Raw genomic sequence first — 20,882 nt, forward strand, 5'->3', positions numbered from 1 at the left:
GACTAACGCTGGATTTCTCGATCGCGGTCGAGGGTGTAGGGCAGGTCAAGCAGCTGCAAACCGGGGCCTTCCAGCGTGCCGATGTGCACATCGCCACCATCGGCTGCTTCGGCTTGCAATACCGCTAGAAGTTCAATGGTCTGGCCAGCTTTTGCGGCAATCACCACCTCGCCGATCGAGCTGTTGTGGCTGGGGGAAAACAGCGGCGTGCCTGGCTCGGGCATTTCAGCCGAGTCGAGGCTCAAGCGGTACAGGCGGCGTTTGAGTTTGCCCAGGTACTGCATGCGCGCAACGATTTCCTGGCCGGTGTAGCAGCCTTTCTTGAAGCTCACGCCACCCACGGCTTGCAGGTTGAGCATCTGCGGGATGAACAGCTCGCGGGTTTGCGGCATTACCTGGCCGATACCGGCGCGAATCTGGCCCAGCAGCCATTCATTCAGATCGGTTTCTTTTAAATGTGTAGCCAATTGGTTGCGCAGGCTGTCGGCTTGCTCGGCAGGCACCCAGAGTTCTGCGCGGCCAGGGGAGACACGAATGGCAATTAGTTGTTCGTTGCGGGCGACGCTGTCCGTGTCGACCGGTAGCTCAAGGCCCAGGCTGTTGAGGGCCTGCTCGCCATTGATCACGCCGAAACGCACCCAGGCGGCGCTTTCGTCGGTGAGCTTGGACTTGGAGAACACGGCGTATTTCTTCAGGTCGGCGAGTTGCGGTTCCAGCAACTCGGTGGCCATGGCCAGCAGTACACCGTCACCTTGCAACAGGATGCGAAAGCTCGACTGCATGCGCCCCTTTTGCGTGCAGCGCGCGCCAAGGCTGGCCTGGGCGTCGCTCAGGTAATTGAGGTTACAGGTCAGTTGCCCTTGCAGGAACTTGGCAGCATCGGCGCCGCGGACGGCGAGAACGCCTTCGTGGGACAGGGGGCAGAAGAAAGCAGAGTCAGCCATGGGTCATCGCAGGTCAAAAAGTCATGGGTGCATCATAGAGGGGCGCCCGGTAAATGGATAGTTTCAGTATGGGTCGACCAAAGCCGACTGTTCCGGCGTCGTCGGGCCTGTATACTTGCGCGCTATTTGAGGAGCGCTCCATGGTCGAAAATGTAGAACTCAATCGCCTGTACTGGCACAGCCGCCGCGGCATGCTTGAGCTGGATGTGTTGCTGGTGCCATTCGTCAAAGAGGTGTATGCGACCCTCAATCAGGTGGACCGCGACCTCTATGTGCGCCTGCTCGAGTGCGAAGACCAGGACATGTTCGGCTGGTTCATGGAGCGGGCCGAGTCGGAAGACCCGGAGCTGCAGCGCATGGTCCGGATGATCCTGGATCGTGTCCAGCCCAAGTAATCGCTTCGAATGCCGCTGGCAGGCCTCACGGCTGTTGCTGGCGGCGTATCTTGTTGCCCAGCTGCTCGCGTTGGGTGCCCTGTTGATGCTTGAATTGCCATTGGCTTCCCTTGGCCTGCTGCTGTGCATCGGGCACGCGGCCTGGGGGTTGCCGCGCCATGTCCTGCTGACTCACCGTTCATCGATTCGTGGCCTGCGCCGCGACGAGGATGGCTGGCAGTTGTTCAGTAATGAGCTGGGCTGGCACAGCGTGCAGCTGCTTCCCGACAGCCTGGCGCTGCCGCTGATCGTTGTGCTGCGCTATCGGGTGCCGGGGGAGTGGATGGCGCGTTCGATCTGTGTGCCCAGGGATTCGCAGGCGGCCGATGTGCATCGGCGCCTGCGGGTACGCCTCAAGTTCAGCCGCCGTAGGTGGTTGGCACCAGAATAGTGTCACGGGCCTCGGGCAGCATCTGCGGGTAGTCGAGGGTGTAATGCAGGCCCCGGCTTTCCTTGCGTTCCATGGCCGAGCGGATCATCAGTTCCGCCACCTGGGCCAGGTTGCGCAACTCGATCAGGTCGCGGCTGACCTTGTAGTTGCTGTAGAACTCGTCGATCTCGTCCAGCAGCAACCGCACCCGGTGTTGCGCCCGCGCCAGGCGCTTGTTGGTGCGCACGATCCCCACGTAGTCCCACATGAAGCGCCGCAGTTCGTCCCAGTTGTGGGCGATGATCACGTCTTCGTCCGAATCGGTGACCTGGCTCGCATCCCAGCGGGGCAGGGCGGCAGGCACCGGGATGCGCGGCAGTTGTTCGAGAATGTCCGCCGCCGCCGAGCGGGCGTAGACGAAGCATTCGAGCAGCGAATTGCTGGCCATGCGGTTGGCGCCGTGCAGGCCGGTGAAGCTGGTTTCGCCAATCGCATACAGGCCGGGCACATCGGTGCGCCCGTGCTGGTCGACCATCACGCCGCCGCAGGTGTAGTGCGCTGCCGGCACCACCGGGATCGGGCCTTTGGTGATGTCGATATTGAAGGCCAGGCAGCGCTCATAGACGGTGGGGAAGTGGGTCTTGATGAAGGCTTCTGGCTTGTGGCTGATGTCCAGGTAGACGCAGTCGATGCCCAGGCGCTTCATTTCATGGTCGATGGCGCGGGCGACGATATCCCGTGGTGCCAGCTCGGCACGCGGGTCGAAGCGCTGCATGAAGCGTTCGCCATTGGGCAGTTTCAGGTGGGCGCCTTCGCCGCGCAGGGCTTCGGTGATCAGGAAGCTCTTGGCCTGGGGGTGGTACAGGCACGTGGGGTGGAACTGGTTGAATTCCAGGTTGGCCACCCGGCAGCCCGAACGCCAGGCCATGGCGATGCCGTCGCCACAGGCGCCGTCGGGGTTGCTGGTATAGAGGTAGACCTTGGCCGCGCCGCCGGACGCGAGGATGGTGAAGCGCGCGCCGTAGGTATCGACTTCACCGCTGGCCCGGTTGAGCACATAGGCGCCCAGGCAGCGTTCACCCGGCAGGCCCAGGCGTTTTTCGGTGATCAGGTCGACGGCGACGCGTTGCTCGAGCAATTCGATGTTGGGGCGTTGACGAGCCTGGTCGAGCAAGGTCTTGAAGATGGCGGCACCGGTGGCGTCGGCGGCGTGGATGATGCGGCGGTGGCTGTGGCCGCCTTCGCGCGTCAGGTGGAATTCGAAGCCGCCGTCGTCACTGCCCGCGTGTTCGTCACGGGTGAAGGGCACGCCTTGGTCGATCAGCCATTGGATCGCCTCGCGGCTGTGCTCGACGGTAAAGCGCACCGCGTCTTCATTGCACAGGCCGCCGCCGGCGTTGAGGGTGTCTTCGACGTGGGATTGCACCGTGTCGGTGTCGTCCAGCACGGCGGCCACACCGCCCTGGGCCCAGAATGTCGAGCCGTTGGCCAGGTCGCCCTTGCTCAGTACGGCGATGCGCAAATGGCTGGGAAGGGTCAGCGCAAGGCTCAAACCGGCCGCGCCGCTACCGATCACCAGGACATCGTGTTGAAACTGTTGGCTCATTTGAAGGATTCCGCAAAAAGCGATCCAAAGGGCTGGCGCAAACAGGACGCCTGGATCGGCGAATCAAAGGGTCACACGGGCCACTAGTATATAGAGGGGGGGAGCGGCACAATAGCCGGGCATTCGTGGCAATGTGAGATTACGGTGCACAGCTCGGGTAAAATCGACTGGTTATTGAAACGGGAACTTTTTGCATAAGCCTCGACTCAATAGCAGGTTGCCCGAAAGCTGGGAAAACGTTGAGTTTATTGGCCCGTCGGGAGCATTGGACGCGTCAGAAAACCGGCGACAAGATTATTCGCGCAGTCGGCGTTGCCCGTGCTGCGTTTTTCGTGTGTGCCAAATCAGTGCATGCCGGAAACTTGCTTGAAGGGGGAGAACTTTTGCGAAAAGTCCGAGTCTATGTTTGCAAGCCTGATCGTTTAGTTATGCAAGCCTCCTTCAAGTACAACGAGGAGTGTTCATGCTAACCCAGGAAGAGGATCAGCAGCTGGTCGAGCGCGTTCAACGCGGCGACAAGCGAGCTTTTGATCTGCTAGTGCTGAAATACCAGCACAAAATTCTCGGGTTGATCGTGCGGTTTGTGCACGACACCCATGAAGCGCAGGACGTTGCACAGGAAGCTTTTATCAAGGCCTACCGTGCACTAGGCAACTTCCGCGGTGATAGTGCGTTTTATACGTGGCTATACCGCATCGCCATTAACACGGCGAAGAACTATCTGGTGTCTCGCGGACGCCGCCCACCAGATAGTGATGTCAGTTCAGAAGATGCTGAATTTTACGATGGTGATCACGGCCTCAAAGATCTCGAGTCGCCGGAGCGTGCTTTGCTGCGCGACGAGATCGAAGGAACCGTTCATCGCACAATTCAGCAACTACCAGAAGATTTGCGTACGGCGTTAACTTTACGTGAATTCGATGGTCTGAGTTACGAAGACATTGCGAGCGTCATGCAGTGTCCGGTGGGGACTGTAAGGTCACGGATTTTCCGGGCCCGGGAAGCCATCGATAAAGCCTTGCAACCGTTGTTGCAGGAAAACTAAAGACAGCGGCGACAGCCAAGAGAGGAACCGCCATGAGTCGTGATGCCCTGCAGGAATCGCTGTCCGCAGTGATGGATAACGAAGCGGATGAACTGGAACTTCGTCGAGTGCTCAATGCATTTGATGATGCCGAAACCCGTGATACCTGGTCTCGTTACCAAGTCGCTCGGGCGGTGATGCACAAGGATCTTCTAATCCCTCGTCTGGATATTGCTGCGGCTGTTTCTGCTGCGCTGGCCGATGAAGCCGTTCCGGCAAAAGCTGCACGTGGTCCTTGGCGTAGCCTGGGTCGCCTTGCAGTAGCTGCCTCGGTGACTGTTGCCGTGCTGGCCGGTGTTCGCCTGTACAACCAGGATGAGATCGCTGGTGCCGAGTTGGCCCAACAGACTCAGCAACCGGTCATGGCCGGTCCGCAAGTCAAAGGCCCAGCCGTACTGGCCGGCTACAAGGAAAGCTCCGATACCACTGGCCCTATGGCTAACGGTGTGTTGCAAGGGCAATCCGGCTGGCAGGACCAGCGTCTTCCCGGCTACCTGCGCCAACACGCACAGGAATCGGCCTTGAAAGGCACTGAAAGCGCTCTGCCATACGCACGTGCAGCAAGCCTGGAAAACCGCTAATCCGTAAGGAGCTCTATGCGAGCCATACCGCTCCTTACGCTTTTGCTCAGTGGTTGGTTTGCACTCCCCGCCCATGCCGATGAAGCCCAAGACTGGCTGACTCGACTTGGGCGTGCAGAGCAACAGCAAAGCTTTCAAGGTACGTTTGTCTACGAACGTAACGGCAGTTTTTCAACCCATGACATCTGGCATCGCGTCCAGGATGGTCGGGTCCGCGAGCGGCTTTTGCAGCTCGATGGCTCTGCCCAGGAAGTCGTGCGGCTGGATGGTCGAACCCAATGCGTCAGCGGCACGCTGGTCGCAGGCCTGGGTAATTCACGCGATGCACCTTCACGTGCGCTTGATCCGCAAAAACTCAATCAATTCTACGAACTGGCCGTTATCGGAAAATCTCGCGTGGCCGGTCGTAATGCGGTGATTGTTTCGATCACACCGCGTGACCAATACCGCTATGGTTTCGAGCTGCATCTGGATCGTGAAACCGCGCTGCCACTCAAGTCCCTTTTGCTGAATGAGCAGGGGCAGTTGCTGGAGCGTTTCCAGTTCACGCGGTTGGATACCTCGACCGCGCCGGATGATCGCGATCTGCAACCCAGCACCGACTGCACGCCGATAGCCGTCGCCAACAGCAGCGCCCCCGAGGTGGTTTCTACCGAAACCTGGCATTTGGAATGGCTGCCGCCAGGTTTTCAGCTGACCAACAGCACTGCGCGCAAAGATGCCCAGACCAAAGCCACGGTAGACAGCCTGATGTATGAAGACGGCCTGGCGCGTTTCTCGGTGTTCCTTGAGCCGATCAGCGATGCGAGCGTCACCGAAACCCGCACCCAGCTGGGGCCGACGGTTGCGGTTTCCCGTCGCCTGAATACGGTCGACGGCGAAATGATGGTGACGGTGGTGGGGGAGATCCCTATCGGGACCGCTGAACGAATCGCGCTGTCGGTGCGTGGTGAAAAAAAGCCGATTTCCAAGCCGTGAGCCGTTAATCCTATGTTCATCCTGACCTCCCAGTGTGTACCCATGCCAGGTTGCCTGCCGAGAGCATGAAATGTCCGGATCAGCATTTTCACTTGCAAAAATCTCTCATGTTTTTTATAGGTCAGAGCTTGTCGGCTCTGGCCTTGTTTTGTTCGCGGAACAAAGATGTCGGTCGCAGTTTTCGGCGTTTCTTGAACCCTGTCGCTCAACCCTGCTCGTCGTAACGGGAGCTGTATGTCGATACCACGTTTGAAGTCTTACCTATCCATAGTCGCCACGGTGTTGGTGCTGGGTCAGGCCCTGCCTGCGCAAGCGGCCGAGTTGCCTGACTTCACCCAATTGGTTGAGCAGGCCTCGCCTGCCGTGGTGAATATCAGTACCACGCAGAAGTTGCCGGACCGCAAGGTCTCCAACCAACAGATGCCGGACCTCGAAGGGCTGCCGCCGATGTTGCGCGAGTTCTTCGAGCGCGGCATGCCGCAGCCGCGTACTCCGCGCGGGGGTGGTAGTGGTCAGCGTGAAGCGCAGTCCCTGGGCTCGGGCTTTATCATTTCTCCGGATGGCTACATCCTCACCAACAATCACGTGATTGCCGACGCTGACGAGATTCTCGTGCGCCTGGCCGACCGCAGTGAGTTAAAAGCCAAGTTGGTGGGCACTGATCCGCGTTCTGACGTGGCGTTGCTGAAGATCGAAGGCAAAGACCTGCCCGTGCTGAAACTGGGTAAATCCCAGGACTTGAAGGCTGGGCAGTGGGTCGTGGCCATTGGTTCGCCGTTTGGTTTTGACCACACCGTGACCCAAGGTATCGTCAGCGCCATTGGCCGCAGCCTGCCAAACGAAAACTACGTGCCGTTCATCCAGACCGACGTGCCGATCAACCCGGGTAACTCCGGCGGCCCGTTGTTCAACCTCGCAGGCGAAGTGGTGGGGATCAACTCGCAGATATACACCCGCTCCGGTGGTTTCATGGGTGTGTCCTTCGCGATCCCTATCGATGTGGCCATGGACGTTTCCAACCAACTGAAAAGCGGTGGCAAGGTCAGTCGTGGCTGGTTGGGCGTAGTGATCCAGGAAGTGAACAAGGACCTGGCTGAATCCTTCGGCCTCGACAAGCCGGCCGGTGCGCTGGTCGCGCAGATTCAGGACGATGGCCCGGCAGCCAAGGGGGGCTTGCAAGTTGGTGATGTGATCCTGAGCATGAACGGCCAGCCGATCGTTATGTCGGCCGACCTGCCGCACCTGGTGGGCGCACTCAAGGCCGGCAGCAAGGCCAAGCTGGAAGTGATCCGCGAAGGCAAGCGCCAGACCGTTGAGCTGACCGTCGGTGCCATCCCGGAAGAAGGCGCAACACTGGACGCCCTGGGTAACGCGAAACCAGGTGCTGAGCGCAGCAGCAATCGCCTGGGCATCGCTGTAGCCGAGCTGACGGATGAGCAGAAGAAGAGCTTCGACCTCAAAAGCGGTGTCGTGATCAAGGAAGTTCAGGACGGCCCCGCCTCCCTGATCGGCCTGCAGCCAGGTGATGTGATTACACACCTGAACAATCAGGCGATTGACAACACCAAGCAGTTCACCGACATCGCCAAGGCGCTGCCGAAGAACCGTTCGGTGTCGATGCGCGTGCTGCGTCAGGGTCGTGCAAGCTTCATAACGTTCAAGTTGGCCGAGTAACCCGCCAGCCTAATAAAAAGCCCCGCCTTCGTTTAACGAGGGCGGGGCTTTTTTGTGGGCGATGGTTTAGCTCATCATCCCTTTTACCAGGCGTTCCTGCTCGATCAACTCACGCTGGCGTGCGTCGATGCGTGACGACAACGGGAAGTTGCTGCCGGCGCGACGCTTGGCGAAGTCCAGTTGCTGGATGGCCTGCTGGAAGTCGCCCACCAATGCAAAGTATTCGGCGCGCGCCTGATGCAGACCGATGATGTTGCCCGACAGGCCGCGCGTCTCGGCGACCTGATACCACACATCCGGATCGTCCGGACGCGACTTGAGCAACCCATCCAAGGCTTTTTCCGCATCGGCAGTACGGTTCTGCTTAAGCAGAAGATCGACTCTCACCTGGTTCAGCGGATAGTTGCCGGGATACTGGGTCAACATCCGATCGGTGCGCTGCTGTGCATCCGGCAGCTTGTTGTTATCGATGTCCAGCTGGATCAGCGCCAGGTTGTAGGTGATATCGTTGGGCGCCTTGGCCAGCAGCGGGGCGAGGTTGTCCCGAGCTTCCTTGAATTGGGAACCCTTGATCTGGGCGATGGCCAAGCCATAACGCGCCACATCGTTTTTTGGGTTCTCGTCCAACTGCGCCCGGAAGCGCTTGGCGGCGAGGCCCGGTGTGTCTTCGTATTGCAGTTGCACCCGCGCGCGGATCAGCTGATAGCGCAGGCTGTCTTCCTTCCCGCCGGGCTTGGCTTGTTCGGCGCGGTTGCGGGTATCGGCGATCCGCGATTCGGTAACCGGGTGCGTCAGCAGAAATTCCGGTGGCTTGGCGTCGAAGCGGTACTGGCGCATCAGGCGTTCAAACATCGTCGGCATCGAGCGCGGGTCGTAACCGGCCTTTTCCAGGTTGAGGATGCCGATGCGGTCGGCTTCCTGTTCATTCTGGCGAGAGAAGCGCCGTTGTTCTTGGATCGCAGCAGCCTGGGTGCCGGCAATTGCGGCAATCCCGGCATCGCCCGCACCTGCGGCAGCGGCGATGATGCCGCCCAGCAGGGCAGCCATCATCGGGAGTTGCATGCGCTGTTGCGCTTCAACGCCACGGGCGAAATGGCGCTGCGACAAGTGAGCCAGCTCATGCGCGAGCACTGAGGCGTACTCGCCTTCGGTCTGGGCGTTAAGGAACAGGCCGCCGTTGACCCCGACAATCCCGCCGGGCGCGGCAAAGGCGTTGAGTTGCGGGCTGTTGATCAGGATGAACTCCAGGCGCCGGTCATTCACCTGGCTGGTCTCTACCAGCTTGTACACGCTGGTTTCGACATAATCCTTGAGCTGTGGATCGTTGAGCTGCGAGACCTGGCCGCGCAGGTAGGCCAGCCACGCGCGGCCCAACTGGTATTCCTGTTGTGGCGAGACAATGGCAGAACTGGCGTCGCCAAGTGACGGCAGGTCGTCAGCGAAGCCCGGGGAGGCCAGCAGGCAAGCCAGCGTCAGCAGGGTAGGGCGCAAAAAAGTCATGCACAGAGCCTTTCGACAAAGAGCTTACTGTAGCCGGACACTGAGCTTCGGACCAGATATTCTAAGCAACCCGAACGCGTGCCCGGAGTAAAACCATGACCGACGCTGTAGCCTTTGATGCCGAACTCGATGCCAGCGGCCTCAATTGCCCGTTGCCCTTGCTCAAGGCCAAGCTGGAACTCAATCAATTGGCCAGTGGCGCCGTGCTCAAGGTCATCGCCACCGACGCGGGCTCCCAGCGTGATTTCCGCACCTTTGCCAAGCTGGCGGGGCATACCTTGTTGCATGAAGAAGACGCCGCCGGTGTGTACCGTTACTGGTTGCGCAAGGCCTGAACCGTTTGCCCCCACCACCCGAGGTTGATTGATGTTCAAAGTGTTACGAGACTGGATCCAGCGCTACTTCTCCGATGAAGAAGCCGTGGTGCTGGCGGTCCTGCTGTTCCTGGCCTTTACGGCCGTACTCACCTTGGGTGGCATGCTGGCACCAGTCTTGGCGGGGATGGTGCTGGCGTACCTGATGCAGGGCCTGGTCACCACGCTTGAGCGTTTGCGTTTGCCGGGCGCGGCGGCGGTGGGGCTGGTATTCGCCCTGTTCATGGGCCTGCTTGTGGTGTTTATCGTGGTAGTGCTGCCGTTGCTGTGGCACCAATTGATCACGCTGTTCAACGAGTTGCCGGGCATGCTCGCCAAATGGCAATCGCTGTTGCTGTTGTTGCCCGAGCGCTACCCGCACCTGGTATCGGACGAACAGGTGTTGCAGGCCATCGAAGCTGCGCGCGGTGAGATCGGCAAGTTCGGGCAGTGGGCGCTGACCTTTTCGCTGTCCAGCTTGCCGCTGTTGGTCAACATCATGATTTACCTGGTGCTGGTGCCGATCCTGGTGTTTTTCTTCCTCAAGGACCGCGCCATGATCGGTCGCTGGGTGCGCGGCTACCTGCCACGTGAGCGTGCGCTGATTACCCGGGTGGCCGAAGAAATGAACCGGCAGATCGCCAATTACATTCGCGGCAAGGTCATCGAGATCATTATCTGCGGGGGCGTAACCTACATCGCCTTTATCGCCCTGGACCTGAACTACGCGGCCTTGCTGGCGCTGTTGGTAGGCGTGTCGGTGGTGGTGCCCTATGTCGGCGCCGTGGTGGTGACCGTGCCGGTGATGTTGATCGCGCTGTTCCAGTGGGGCTGGAGCGACCAGTTCATCTATCTGATGGCGGTGTACGGCATTATCCAGACCCTGGATGGCAACGTGCTGGTGCCGCTGCTGTTCTCGGAGGCGGTGAACCTGCACCCGGTGGCGATTATCTGCGCGGTGCTGTTGTTTGGTGGGTTGTGGGGATTCTGGGGGGTGTTTTTTGCGATTCCCCTGGCGACTCTGTTCAAGGCGGTGTTGGATGCGTGGCCGCGGCAGGAGCCGGTGGTGGCGCCGTTGTTATAGCGGCGATCATATTTGTGGCGAGGGAGCTTGCTCCCGCTGGAGTGCGAAGCGCTCCCGCATTTTTTTGGGGCCGCTCCGCAGCCCAGCGCGAGCAAGCTCGCTCGCCACAACAAGCACGCATCTGGCTCACATCAAGCCCCAGCAAGCTAGCTTCAGGCCGGATTCAGGCCTTGCTCAACGCTTGAGCCGCCGCCAGAACAGCATCCACATGCCCCGGCACTTTCACGCCGCGCCATTCCTGGCGTAGCACACCATCCTTATCAATCAGGAAAGTGCTGCGATCCACGCCCAGGTATTCCTTGCCGTACAGCTTCTTCAGCTTGATCACATCAAACAGCTGGCAAACCGCTTCGTCCTTGTCGCTGATCAGCTCGAAGGGAAATTCCTGCTTGCCCTTGAAGTTCTCATGGGACTTCACGCTGTCGCGCGAAACGCCAAACACTTCGGTGTTGGCCGCTTTGAATGCTGCGTACTGGTCACGAAAGCCCTGGCCTTCGGTGGTGCAGCCCGGCGTGCTGTCCTTCGGGTAGAAGTAGATCACCACTTGCTTGCCCTTGAGGGCGGCGAGGCTGAAAGTCTGGCCGCTGGTGGCCTGGGCTTCGAAATCGGCTACGGGTTTGTCGATGACAACCGCCATGGTTACTTCCTTACATTGGGTTCTGTGGGCGCCAAGGCTCGATCAGTGCGTCGAGGTTCAGGGCATCGGCAAAGTCCAGGAACTGGTCGCGCAACCAGCTGATCTGCACGCCGGCCGGCAAGGTCACGGTGAACGTGGCATTAAGCATGGTGCCGCCGGTTTGCGGGGCCTGGTAGGTGTCGCAGGTCAGGTTCTCCAGCTCGACGTTGTGGTCGATAAAGAACTGGCACAGCTCGTTGACGATGTCCGAGCGGTAAGCCGAGCTGACATACGCCACATACGGCAGGGCTTGAGGACGATTCTCCAGGGCGGCGCTGCGCACCACGTTGACGGTGAAGTCGTGCTTCTTGGCCAGGCCCGGTAGGCCGGTTTCCAGGCGCGCCAGGGCGTCCCAGGTGCCGGAGATCTGCAGCACCAGCGCGCTGCACTCGCCATGCCGGGTCAGCCGGGAGGTCACGACAGCGCAGCGGTTTTCATGGCTGGCGCGGCACAGGACGTTGGTCAGCTCCATGGGGTTGGCGCCGAGGGCACTGATAACAAGGAATTGTTCGCGAACTGTGGGGGTGGACATGCAGCCTTCCTAAAACGATGAGCGGTCGATACGGTGAGGGCTGTATCGATCAAAGGATGAAGGGTAGCGAAAAGCGTCGCCAAGGGATAGGAGGTGGCGTTTTCATTGCGTGAACGGCTTGATTTCACCCTGTTGCAAGCGGTGCTTTGGCCCAATGATGGCATTGCCCGTCGTTTAGTTGCGCCAGAACGCATCCTCGCGCGGTACTTCGCTTGTACAAGCATCTTGGCGCCAGTACCATTACGGCTCTCTTTTTCCGGCAGGAGCGGTTGCATGATTGCGGGCAGTATGGTGGCACTGGTCACACCCATGGATGCACAAGGTCATCTCGACTGGGACAGCCTGGGCAAACTGGTGGACTTCCACCTGCAAGAAGGCACCAACGCCATCGTGGCGGTCGGCACCACCGGTGAATCGGCTACCCTCGATGTGGAAGAACACATCCAGGTGATCGAGTTTGTGGTCAAGCGCGTCGCGGGCCGTATCGCCGTGATCGCCGGTACGGGCGCCAACTCGACACGCGAAGCGATCGAGTTGACCAAAAACGCCAAGAAGGCCGGCGCCGACGCCTGCCTGCTGGTAACCCCGTATTACAACAAACCGACCCAGGAAGGCTTGTACCAGCATTTCAAGACCATCGCCGAAGCTGTCGACATCCCGCAGATCCTCTACAACGTCCCTGGCCGCACCGCGTGCGACATGCAGGCTGCGACCGTGATTCGCCTGTCCAGCGTGCCGAACATCATCGGCATCAAGGAAGCCACCGGCGACCTGCAGCGCGCCAAGGACATCCTGGCCGGCGTGAGCAGCGATTTCCTGCTGTATTCCGGTGACGACGCCACCGCTGTCGAGCTGATCCTGCTGGGTGGCAAGGGCAACATCTCCGTTACTGCCAACGTGGCCCCGCGTGCCATGAGCGACATGTGCGCCGCCGCGATCGCCGGTGATGCCGTGACCGCCCGCGCGATCCACGAGAAGCTGATGCCGCTCAACAAGACACTGTTTATCGAATCCAACCCTATCCCCGTGAAATGGGCGCTGTTTGAGATGGGCCTGATGCCGGACGGTATCCGTCTGCCGCTCACCCGTCTCAGCGAAGCCTGTCACGAACCGCTGCGACAGGCCCTGCGCCAGTCCGGCGTCCTGGTTTAATTGAGGAAGCACTACGCATGAAGCGATTGGCCGGACTTTCCGCACTTGCCTTGATTATCTCCAGCACCAGTGGCTGCGGTTGGATCTGGGGCCCGGAAGGTTACTTCCGTGACCGCGGTAGCGATTACCTGGAAGCCCAACCCACCAAACCGATGGAACTGCCGCCGGGCGTCAACGTGGCCAAGCGCCTTGACCCGTTGCTGCCGATTCCGCGCAACGTTGCCGACGACACCACCAAGGGTGAGTACGTCGTGCCGCGTCCGCAGCCGATCGCGGCCGTGGCCGATGCCAGCGACTACAGCCTGCAGAAGAGCGGTGATTCGCGCTGGATCGTGGCTCAGCGCCCACCTGCCGAAGTCTGGCCGGTGGCCGTGCAGTTCTTCCAGGACAACGGTTTCCGCATCGACGAGCAGCGCCCGCAGACCGGTGAATTCACCACTGCATGGCAGCAGGGCAGCGAGCTGTCCGCCACCATGGCCAAGCGTCTGCAGGCCGGCGGCGTAGCGGCTGACAGCGAGGCCCGTGTGCGTGTACGCATCGAGCCAGGCGTGCAGCGCAATACCAGTGAAGTCTATGTAGTCAGCGCCGAGCGTCCTGCCGGCAGCACTGCCAACGTCGACTTCACCAACCGCTCGGTCAATACCGGCGTCGACTCGGCACTGGTCGACGAGATGCTGGCCAGCATGAGCCGTATCTCCGAGAAGGGCGGTTCCGTTTCCCTGCTCGCCGCACGTGATTACGACACCCCGAGCCGCGTCAGCCTCACCGAAGACGGTAGCGGCAACGTGGTGCTGAACCTGGGTGAAGACCTGGACCGTGCCTGGGCCAGCGTCGGTCGCGCGTTGGAGCAAGGCCCTTGGCGTGTAGAAGACATCAACCGCAGCCTGGGCCTTTACTACATCAACGTGGCTGAAAAGGCCGAGCGTAAAGATGAAGAGCCAGGTTTCTTCGGCAAATTGTTCGGCAGTACGCCGACCAAGGAAGAAATCGAGACCCGTGCCGAGCGTTATCAGGTTCGTTTGAGCAAGGTTGGCGAAAGCGTGCAAGTCACCGTCGAGAAGAACATCAATACTGTTGCGCCGGCTGAAACAGCGCGCAAAGTACTGGGCGTGATTCAGGACAACCTGGGCTGATCCGATGCGTTTTGCTGTTCTCGGTAGCGGTAGCCAAGGGAACGGCACGCTGGTCGCCCACGACGACACGTACGTACTGGTGGATTGTGGTTTTTCGTTACGGGAAACCGAGCGGCGCCTGCTGCGCCTGGGGGTTCACCCCGCGCAGCTGAGCGCGATTCTGGTGACCCACGAACATGCCGACCACGTGCATGGCGTGGGTTTGCTGTCTCGGCGCTACAATCTTCCGGTGTACTTGAGTCGCGGTACCTTGCGCGGGATGCGCAAACCCATTGAGCCCGCAGGTTTTCTGGCCGGTGGTGAGCAACTGCAAATCGGTGCCTTGAGCATTGATGTAATCGCAGTCGCGCACGACGCCCAGGAACCGACGCAGTATGTCTTCAGTGGCGGTCAGCGACGTTTCGGCGTGCTCACCGACCTGGGTTCCTACTGCGCCAAGGTGTTGGATGGTTACCGGGACCTCGATGCGTTGATGATCGAGTCCAACCACTGCCGAGACCTGTTGGCGCGCGGCCATTACCCGTACTTTCTCAAGCAGCGGGTAGGCGGGCAATTTGGACATTTGAACAACCACCAGGCGGCATACCTGGTGTATGAGTTGGGCTGGCAAGACCTGCAACACCTGGTCCTCGCCCACCTCAGCAGCAAGAACAACCTGCCGACGCTTGCCCGGCAATGTTTTGTCGACACCCTCGGGTGCGACCCGGACTGGCTGCAACTGGCCGATCAAGATTCAGGGCTCGACTGGCGACATATCGCCTAGCCCACCTCACTCAAAGCGGAGCCCATCATGGAAAAACGTGAAGAACTCTACCGCGGCAAAGCCAAGTCGGTTTACAAGACCGACGACGCCAACCGCCTGATCCTGCTGTTTCGCAACGACACCTCGGCGTTCGACGGCAAGCGCATCGAACAGCTTGATCGCAAAGGCATGGTGAACAACAAGTTCAACGCCTTCATCATGCAGAAACTCGAAGAGGCCGGCATTCCGACTCAATTCGACAAACTGCTGGGCGATAACGAGTGCCTGGTGAAGAAGCTCGACATGATCCCGGTTGAATGCGTCGTGCGTAACTACGCTGCCGGCAGCCTGGTCAAGCGCCTGGGCGTGGAAGAGGGCCTCAAGCTCAACCCGTACACCTTCGAGCTGTTCCTGAAGGACGACGCCAAGGGCGACCCGTTCATCAACGAATCTCACGTGGTAGCGTTCGGCTGGGGCACCGCTGAGCAACTGGCGCGCATGAAGGAGTTGTCCCTCAAGGTCAACGACGTGCTGAGCAAGCTGTTCGACGACGCCAGCCTGCTGCTGGTGGACTTCAAGCTGGAATTCGGCGTTTTCCACGACGGCTCCATCGTCCTGGGTGACGAATTCAGCCCGGACGGCTGCCGCCTGTGGGACAAGGACACCAAGAAGAAGATGGACAAAGACCGCTTCCGCCAGGGCCTCGGTGACGTCATCGAAGCCTACGAAGAAGTCGCCAATCGTCTCGGCGTACCGCTTTAATCGACGCAAGCATCTGATAGCACGGAAAAAAATCGCCTTTTGGGTTTGCTTTCGCGATACACACTGTTATGATGCGCGCCGTTGGAGAGATGCCAGAGTGGCCGAATGGGACGGATTCGAAATCCGTTGTACCTTCACCGGTACCTAGGGTTCGAATCCCTATCTCTCCGCCATTACACAGAAAAAGCCCCGTAGCTGAACAAGCTACGGGGCTTTTTCGTTTCTGCTGTTTATAGGGCTTGGCGCTGCTCTCGCCGTTACTACAAAACAAATGCGCATTTCGTACACGTTTACCCAACGCGCCCTACGGGTAGCGCGTTGCGGCCCTCTGCCCAGCGTCTTATCTTTCGATGGCGACGATCTTTCAGTCGCGTAGTCATCCACAAACGGCAAAGGAAATGCACCATGAGCACGAATACGAAAAAAACCTCCGACAAGCTGGCCACGTTGGCCGCAGAAACGCTCAATAACCCAAACGCTTCTGCCATTGCCAAGAGCCTGGCTGCTTCGGCGTTGGCGCAATGTGGTACCGACAAGCAGACCAGTGCAGAGATGGAAGAGAAAGCCGGGAAGGCGCTTCAGAGCGGTAAATACAGTGAGGACACTAAATCCCTGGCTGCCTCGGTGCTCTCCCAAGCCAACAAAGAGCGTTAAATAGCGCCAGTTAGAACAAGCCCCGTCGACGCATGCGTTACGGGGCTTTTTTCGTGTCTGGCGCCGGTACGGCATAAATTATTTGCACCTTGCCGAATAACTTCCTGCGCTGCGGTGTTCACCCTACAGACCACTCAGGGAACACCCATGAATACGCCTTCCGATCGTTACGACCGCCTGACCCGGCTCTTCCATTGGATGACTGCTGCCGTGGTGATCTTCATGTTTGCCAGTGCACATATCTGGGAAAACCTGGCGAAGGGCACGCCGCTGCGCAAGGGCCTTCAGTCGGTGCATATCTCCCTTGGTATTGCCATGGCGGTGTTGATCGCCGTGAGGATTGTGTGGCGCCTGTTCGGCGGCAATCGCCTTCAGGCCAGTAATCACGCGGCGCTTAACCTGTTGGCGAAAATGGCGCATGGTTGCCTGTACCTGTTGCTGCTGGCGCAGATCGTCTTGGGGTTTCTGTTTCGCTGGGCTCAAGGCGAGCCGTTCAGCTTTTTCGGACTGTTCCCTGTCCCCGCGCCCCTGATGATTGATCACGCATGGCGTGGCACGTTGGGCGGCCTGCATGACACGGTGGCGTGGGCGATTATCCTGCTGGCGGGGCTGCACGCCGCTGCCGCGCTCTGGCACCACTATGTGATGGGCGACGGGACGCTGCGGCGGATGCTGCCCGGCCCGCGCAATGCGTTTCAAAAGTGATGTTTGTTGTTGTACGTCCCTATTGTTACGGAGCATGACCACCATGAAAAATCGCCACGAACACGCGGTTGGTTACCGCAGCGCACTCCTGTACGGCGCCTGCCTGGCCGCCGCTTTACTCGCTGGGCAGGCCCACGCCTCGGGCGATGAATCGGCGCCGCCCAAACCCAATTGCCCCAAGGGCCAGGTGTGGGATACCAAGACCGACAAGTGTGTACTGCAAACCAGCAAGGCCACTTCCGACGCCGATCGCACCGATTACGCCTATCGGCTGGCCAAGGATGGGCGCTACGACGAGGCCTTGGCTCTGCTCGACACCTTGCAAAACCCCAACACCGCCAAGGCGCTCAACTATCGTGGTTACGCGACGCGCAAGCTTGGACGCACCGATGAAGGCATCGGCTATTACCTCCAGTCAGTCGCACTCGACCCCAACTACGCCCAGGTTCGCGAGTACCTGGGTGAAGCCTACGTGATCAAGGGCCGCGTCGACCTGGCGCAGGAGCAACTGGTAAAAATCAAAGCCTTGTGCAGCACAACCTGCGAAGAGTACGAAGACCTGGCCGAAGCCATCGCCGCTGCGCCACAGGCGTAAAGTCGGTGAGTGAATACGCAGGGGGTAGTCATCATCCCAGAGGCTGAGTTTCGGCGAGAGTTGGGCCTGTTGTTGCCACGTTTATGGCGATACGGGTTGGTGTTGTCGCGACAAAAGCATTTGGCCGAGGATCTCGTGCAGGCCACCTGTGTGCGAGCGCTGGAGCGTGCCGGGCAGTTTGCGGCCGGCACGCGGCTGGATCGCTGGTTGTTGTCGATCATGCATTCAATCTGGCTCAACGAACTGCGCTCGCAGCGGGTGCGCCAGGGGCAGGGGTTTGTCGACGCGGAGCAGGAGCTGTCGTTCGATGGTGAACACCAGGCGCAGGAACAGGTATTGGCCGCGCAAGTGATCAAGCGGGTAAACAGGTTGCCTGAGGCGCAGCGCGAAACGGTTTTTCTGGCGTATGTGGAAGGGCTTTCATACAAGGAAATTGCCGAGGTATTGCATATCCCTGTGGGCACGGTGATGAGTCGGTTGGCTGCGGCGCGCGGGAAACTTGCCGAGCCCCGGCCCTCAAACGTCCAGCCGGATAAATCGAGCGGAGAACGGCGATGACTCACACGAACCCACCGTCCGATGAGCTGTTGGTGGCGTTTCTGGATGGCGAATTGGATGACGCACAGCGTCGACTGATCGCTGATCAGATTCCCAATGACCCGGTGCTTGCTTCGCGTCTGGAGGCGTTGCAGTGCGCCGACTTGCCCTTTAAGGCCGCCTTCGATTCGCTGTTGGAGCAAGCTCCCGCCGAGCGTCTGCATGCCATGCTCAACGCCTTGCCGCCGGCACAAACCGCCCCCCTCAGTCGCCGTCGATTCCTCGCGATGGCGGCCGGTTTTGCCGTGGCTGGCGTGGCCGCCGACCGCTTGTTCATGAGCTGGCCCCACGCCGAGTCCGGCCAAGGCTGGCGTGCCTCCGTCGCCGAATACATGGCCTTGTATACACCCCAGACCCTGGAACACCTCAGCGCTGATCCGGCTTCGCATGCCGCCCAGCTCAGTTCAGTGGGTGCACAATTGAGCCTGGCGTTGTCCCCAGCCGCTGTGAGCCTGCCTGGCGCCGAGTTCCGACGTGCGCAGGTCCTTGACTATGACGGCGTATTGATCGGCCAGTTGACCTACCTGGACCCGCGACACGGCCCCTTGGCACTCTGCATTACGGCCGACAGAAAGGGCGCGCAACCCTTTGCCACTGAGCAGCGTCGAGGGATGAACGTGGTTTATTGGGCCGATCCACCCCATGCGTTCATGCTGATCGGTAGAAACCCTTTCGAAGATTTGCAGAGCATGGCCAGCAGCGTTCGGAGCATGTTGGGCCTCATTGAATCTCATGCGTGATATCTTTGTGCTATCACGCATGGTGATGGTCACGGAGGATGTTATGAAGAAGCTGTCGGGGGTGGTGTTGCTCGTGGTATTGGCCGTGAGCCCGATGTTTGCAATGGGTTGCCCGAAAGGTACGCATCCGGTTGGCGGAACGGGTTCGCATCACAAGGGTGGAACGTGTCAGTAACCCATTGATCGAGAAGATCACCGCAGTCGCGCGTCAACGGTTGTAAGAAACGCAAAAAGCCTGCTGAGCCCACTGTTCAGCAGGCTTTTTGTCTATTAGGGCGGGGCGCCCTAAAGTCCTCATCTGTGCGGCCGAAATGCTCTCATACGATGTCGTATCCCTAATAAGAGTGCCCCCCTAAATGTCCCTTCGCAGCCTGTCCATCGCCCGCCGTGCGGGTCTGGGTTTTGCCTTGATTGCTTTGCTTGTGGCCCTGTTGGGTTTTTTTGCGCTCTCGAACATGGCAAGCATCCGTGCGAGTGCGGTACAGGTTGAAAGCGGGCTGGTGCCCAAGATGCGGCTGGTGGCCGACATTCGTGAAATCATGCTGCGCATTCGCACAATCTCCTTGCGCATGGCGCTGGACCCCAACCCCGCCAGCATCCCGCAGTACCGCAGCCAGATGGACACGCGCAGCCAGGATCTGACAAAACGCTTGGCCGACCTCGATAAGGTGATCGACACCCCCGAGGTGCGCGCGCTTTATGACCAGTTCCAGGTATCGCTGCGCCAATACCAGCAGGGGCTGGCTCAGTCGTTCATCCTTGCCGACAAACAGCAGGGCGCCGAACTGAACAAGTTGCTGCTGGTGGACATGAAAACCGTGGTCGATGGCTCCGGCGCCCAGCTCAACGCGCTCGCCGATTACTACAACACCCAGATCAACCAGCAGGGCCAGACCGCCGAGTCGCAGTACGGCCAGTCGCGCACCATGGTGTTCGGCTTTGTGATTCTGGCGGGCCTGAGTACGGTGGCGCTGGCCTGGTTACTCACGCGCAGTATTGCCGGCCCGTTGGGGCAAGCGATGCGCGCTGCGGAAAACGTCGCCCGGGGTGACCTGACCCAAACCGTGGAAATCAGCGGGAATGACGAGGTGACTCGCCTGCTGGTGGCGCTGCAATCCATGCAAGGCAGCCTGCGCAATACCCTGCAGCTGATCCGCCAGTCGGCGGCACAAATGGCGGCGTCCGCCACCGATCTCAATGGCATTACCGATCAAAGCAGCCGCAGCCTGCAACAGCAGACGGCTGAAATCGAGCAGGCAGCGACAGCGGTCAACGAAATGACCTCGGCCGCCGAAGAGGTGGCACGCAACGCGGTCTCGACTTCCGAATCCACGCGCCTCTCCAATGAAACCGCCCGCGAAGGCCAGCACCGCGTCGGTGAAACGGTCAGCGCGATTCAAGCCCTGAGCGGCAATATCGGTGAAACCTCGACCCTGGTGCAGAACCTGGCCGAGCAATCGCGGGATATCGGCAAGGTGCTCGACGTGATTCGCTCAATCGCCGAGCAGACCAACCTGCTGGCACTCAACGCCGCCATCGAGGCGGCGCGTGCCGGTGAGTCGGGGCGTGGCTTTGCGGTGGTGGCAGACGAGGTGCGCGCGCTGGCCCATCGCACCCAGCAATCGACCCTGGAAATCGACCAGATGGTGACCGCCATGCGTACCGGCTCCAACGATGCGTTGACGTCGATGCAGTCGAGCACCCAGCGTGCCACCGAGACCTTGACCCTGGCCGAAGGCGCCGGTGGCGCGCTGAGCCAGATTACCCAGTCCATCGACCAGATCCACCAGCGCAACCTGGTGATCGCCAGCGCCGCCGAGGAGCAGGCCCAGGTGGCCAAGGAAGTCGACCGCAACATCGTCAATATCCGTGACCTGTCGGCGCAGTCGTCTTCCGGCGCGGGGCAGATCAACGGTTCCAGCCAGGAGCTGACACGCCTGGCGGTTGCGCTCAATGAAGCGGTGGCAAGGTTCCAGCTGTAGTCGG

At 60.0% G+C, this 20,882-nt stretch carries 23 protein-coding genes, 1 tRNA gene and 1 pseudogene; 20 read left to right on the forward strand and 5 right to left on the reverse strand.

Going from position 1 to position 20,882, the window contains the following annotated elements:
- Positions 1-2: 2 nt before the first annotated feature.
- Complete coding sequence (gene ygfZ, locus AC0IYH_RS21295) at positions 3-944, reverse strand: CAF17-like 4Fe-4S cluster assembly/insertion protein YgfZ (protein WP_471836056.1); 942 nt, start codon at positions 942-944, stop codon at positions 3-5.
- Positions 945-1,084: 140 nt separating this feature from the next.
- On the opposite strand from ygfZ, the gene AC0IYH_RS21300 reads away from it, so the two are divergent.
- Both AC0IYH_RS21300 and AC0IYH_RS21305 read left to right on the forward strand, forming a co-directional pair.
- A complete protein-coding gene (locus AC0IYH_RS21300) occupies positions 1,085-1,339 on the forward strand; it encodes an FAD assembly factor SdhE (RefSeq protein WP_101267568.1) in 255 nt (84 codons plus the stop codon).
- Positions 1,323-1,769 (forward strand): protein YgfX, encoded by a 447-nt coding sequence (locus AC0IYH_RS21305; RefSeq protein ID WP_471836058.1) that lies wholly within the window; start codon positions 1,323-1,325, stop codon positions 1,767-1,769. The genes AC0IYH_RS21300 and AC0IYH_RS21305 overlap by 17 nt, the downstream gene beginning before the upstream one ends.
- On the opposite strand, the gene nadB is transcribed toward AC0IYH_RS21305, so the two are convergent.
- A complete protein-coding gene (gene nadB, locus AC0IYH_RS21310; RefSeq protein ID WP_116628229.1) occupies positions 1,738-3,354 on the reverse strand; it encodes an L-aspartate oxidase in 1,617 nt (538 codons plus the stop codon). The genes AC0IYH_RS21305 and nadB overlap by 32 nt on opposite strands.
- A 463-nt stretch (positions 3,355-3,817) precedes the next feature.
- Here nadB and rpoE point away from each other — a divergent pair, with 463 nt between their 5' ends.
- From rpoE to AC0IYH_RS21330, 4 genes are all read left to right on the forward strand, one after another.
- Positions 3,818-4,399, forward strand: coding sequence for an RNA polymerase sigma factor RpoE/AlgU (rpoE, locus tag AC0IYH_RS21315; protein ID WP_003172477.1), 582 nt, complete (start codon positions 3,818-3,820; stop codon positions 4,397-4,399).
- Between the two features lie 32 nt (positions 4,400-4,431).
- Entirely contained in the window at positions 4,432-5,019 is a 588-nt protein-coding gene (locus tag AC0IYH_RS21320; protein WP_003172479.1) for a sigma-E factor negative regulatory protein, read from the forward strand.
- A gap of 15 nt (positions 5,020-5,034) precedes the next feature.
- Positions 5,035-5,997, forward strand: a complete 963-nt coding sequence (locus AC0IYH_RS21325; RefSeq protein ID WP_471836060.1) for a MucB/RseB C-terminal domain-containing protein — start codon at positions 5,035-5,037, stop codon at positions 5,995-5,997.
- Between the two features lie 234 nt (positions 5,998-6,231).
- Positions 6,232-7,671, forward strand: a complete 1,440-nt coding sequence (locus AC0IYH_RS21330) for a DegQ family serine endoprotease (RefSeq protein ID WP_122772909.1) — start codon at positions 6,232-6,234, stop codon at positions 7,669-7,671.
- Positions 7,672-7,737: 66 nt separating this feature from the next.
- Here AC0IYH_RS21330 and AC0IYH_RS21335 read toward each other — a convergent pair whose 3' ends face one another.
- Positions 7,738-9,171 carry a M48 family metalloprotease gene (locus tag AC0IYH_RS21335; protein WP_116628226.1) on the reverse strand — a complete coding sequence of 478 codons (1,434 nt, stop codon included), beginning with the start codon at positions 9,169-9,171 and terminating at the stop codon, positions 7,738-7,740.
- A gap of 95 nt (positions 9,172-9,266) precedes the next feature.
- Between AC0IYH_RS21335 and AC0IYH_RS21340 the strand changes: the two genes are divergently transcribed.
- Both AC0IYH_RS21340 and AC0IYH_RS21345 read left to right on the forward strand, forming a co-directional pair.
- The gene (locus AC0IYH_RS21340; RefSeq protein ID WP_101267579.1) at positions 9,267-9,506 is read left to right on the forward strand and encodes a sulfurtransferase TusA family protein; all 240 of its coding nucleotides are present in this window, start codon (positions 9,267-9,269) and stop codon (positions 9,504-9,506) included.
- Between the two features lie 31 nt (positions 9,507-9,537).
- The gene (locus AC0IYH_RS21345; RefSeq protein WP_116628225.1) at positions 9,538-10,608 is read left to right on the forward strand and encodes an AI-2E family transporter; all 1,071 of its coding nucleotides are present in this window, start codon (positions 9,538-9,540) and stop codon (positions 10,606-10,608) included.
- Between the two features lie 163 nt (positions 10,609-10,771).
- On the opposite strand, the gene AC0IYH_RS21350 is transcribed toward AC0IYH_RS21345, so the two are convergent.
- Both AC0IYH_RS21350 and AC0IYH_RS21355 read right to left on the reverse strand, forming a co-directional pair.
- Positions 10,772-11,245, reverse strand: coding sequence for a peroxiredoxin (locus AC0IYH_RS21350; RefSeq protein WP_116628224.1), 474 nt, complete (start codon positions 11,243-11,245; stop codon positions 10,772-10,774).
- A gap of 10 nt (positions 11,246-11,255) precedes the next feature.
- Positions 11,256-11,816: a glycine cleavage system transcriptional repressor gene (locus AC0IYH_RS21355; protein WP_003172487.1), complete on the reverse strand. Its 561-nt coding sequence runs from the start codon at positions 11,814-11,816 to the stop codon at positions 11,256-11,258.
- A gap of 273 nt (positions 11,817-12,089) precedes the next feature.
- Between AC0IYH_RS21355 and dapA the strand changes: the two genes are divergently transcribed.
- The 12 genes and pseudogenes from dapA (at position 12,090) to AC0IYH_RS21415 (ending at position 20,878) form a co-directional block, all read left to right on the forward strand.
- A complete protein-coding gene (gene dapA / locus AC0IYH_RS21360; protein ID WP_116628223.1) occupies positions 12,090-12,968 on the forward strand; it encodes a 4-hydroxy-tetrahydrodipicolinate synthase in 879 nt (292 codons plus the stop codon).
- Between the two features lie 17 nt (positions 12,969-12,985).
- Complete coding sequence (bamC, locus tag AC0IYH_RS21365; RefSeq protein WP_116628222.1) at positions 12,986-14,101, forward strand: outer membrane protein assembly factor BamC; 1,116 nt, start codon at positions 12,986-12,988, stop codon at positions 14,099-14,101.
- A gap of 4 nt (positions 14,102-14,105) precedes the next feature.
- The gene (locus AC0IYH_RS21370; RefSeq protein ID WP_122772910.1) at positions 14,106-14,864 is read left to right on the forward strand and encodes an MBL fold metallo-hydrolase; all 759 of its coding nucleotides are present in this window, start codon (positions 14,106-14,108) and stop codon (positions 14,862-14,864) included.
- Between the two features lie 27 nt (positions 14,865-14,891).
- Positions 14,892-15,605, forward strand: coding sequence for a phosphoribosylaminoimidazolesuccinocarboxamide synthase (gene purC / locus AC0IYH_RS21375; RefSeq protein ID WP_471836064.1), 714 nt, complete (start codon positions 14,892-14,894; stop codon positions 15,603-15,605).
- 83 nt (positions 15,606-15,688) lie between these two features.
- Positions 15,689-15,778: transfer RNA gene (locus AC0IYH_RS21380), tRNA-Ser, on the forward strand.
- A 232-nt stretch (positions 15,779-16,010) separates the two neighbouring features.
- Positions 16,011-16,259, forward strand: coding sequence for a hypothetical protein (locus tag AC0IYH_RS21385; RefSeq protein ID WP_122772911.1), 249 nt, complete (start codon positions 16,011-16,013; stop codon positions 16,257-16,259).
- 147 nt (positions 16,260-16,406) lie between these two features.
- Positions 16,407-16,964: a cytochrome b gene (locus tag AC0IYH_RS21390; protein ID WP_116628219.1), complete on the forward strand. Its 558-nt coding sequence runs from the start codon at positions 16,407-16,409 to the stop codon at positions 16,962-16,964.
- A gap of 43 nt (positions 16,965-17,007) precedes the next feature.
- Positions 17,008-17,559: a tetratricopeptide repeat protein gene (locus AC0IYH_RS21395; protein ID WP_206222700.1), complete on the forward strand. Its 552-nt coding sequence runs from the start codon at positions 17,008-17,010 to the stop codon at positions 17,557-17,559.
- A 60-nt stretch (positions 17,560-17,619) separates the two neighbouring features.
- The gene (locus AC0IYH_RS21400; protein ID WP_116628536.1) at positions 17,620-18,117 is read left to right on the forward strand and encodes an RNA polymerase sigma factor; all 498 of its coding nucleotides are present in this window, start codon (positions 17,620-17,622) and stop codon (positions 18,115-18,117) included.
- Entirely contained in the window at positions 18,114-18,896 is a 783-nt protein-coding gene (locus tag AC0IYH_RS21405) for an anti-sigma factor family protein (RefSeq protein WP_471836067.1), read from the forward strand. The genes AC0IYH_RS21400 and AC0IYH_RS21405 overlap by 4 nt, the downstream gene beginning before the upstream one ends.
- Positions 18,897-19,252: 356 nt before the next feature.
- Positions 19,253-20,020: pseudogene (locus tag AC0IYH_RS21410) on the forward strand (MCP four helix bundle domain-containing protein); the annotation flags it as partial.
- Between the two features lie 48 nt (positions 20,021-20,068).
- Entirely contained in the window at positions 20,069-20,878 is an 810-nt protein-coding gene (locus tag AC0IYH_RS21415) for a methyl-accepting chemotaxis protein (protein WP_471836105.1), read from the forward strand.
- Positions 20,879-20,882: the final 4 nt, after the last annotated feature.

The organism is Pseudomonas sp. AC463 (genome assembly GCF_979253585.1).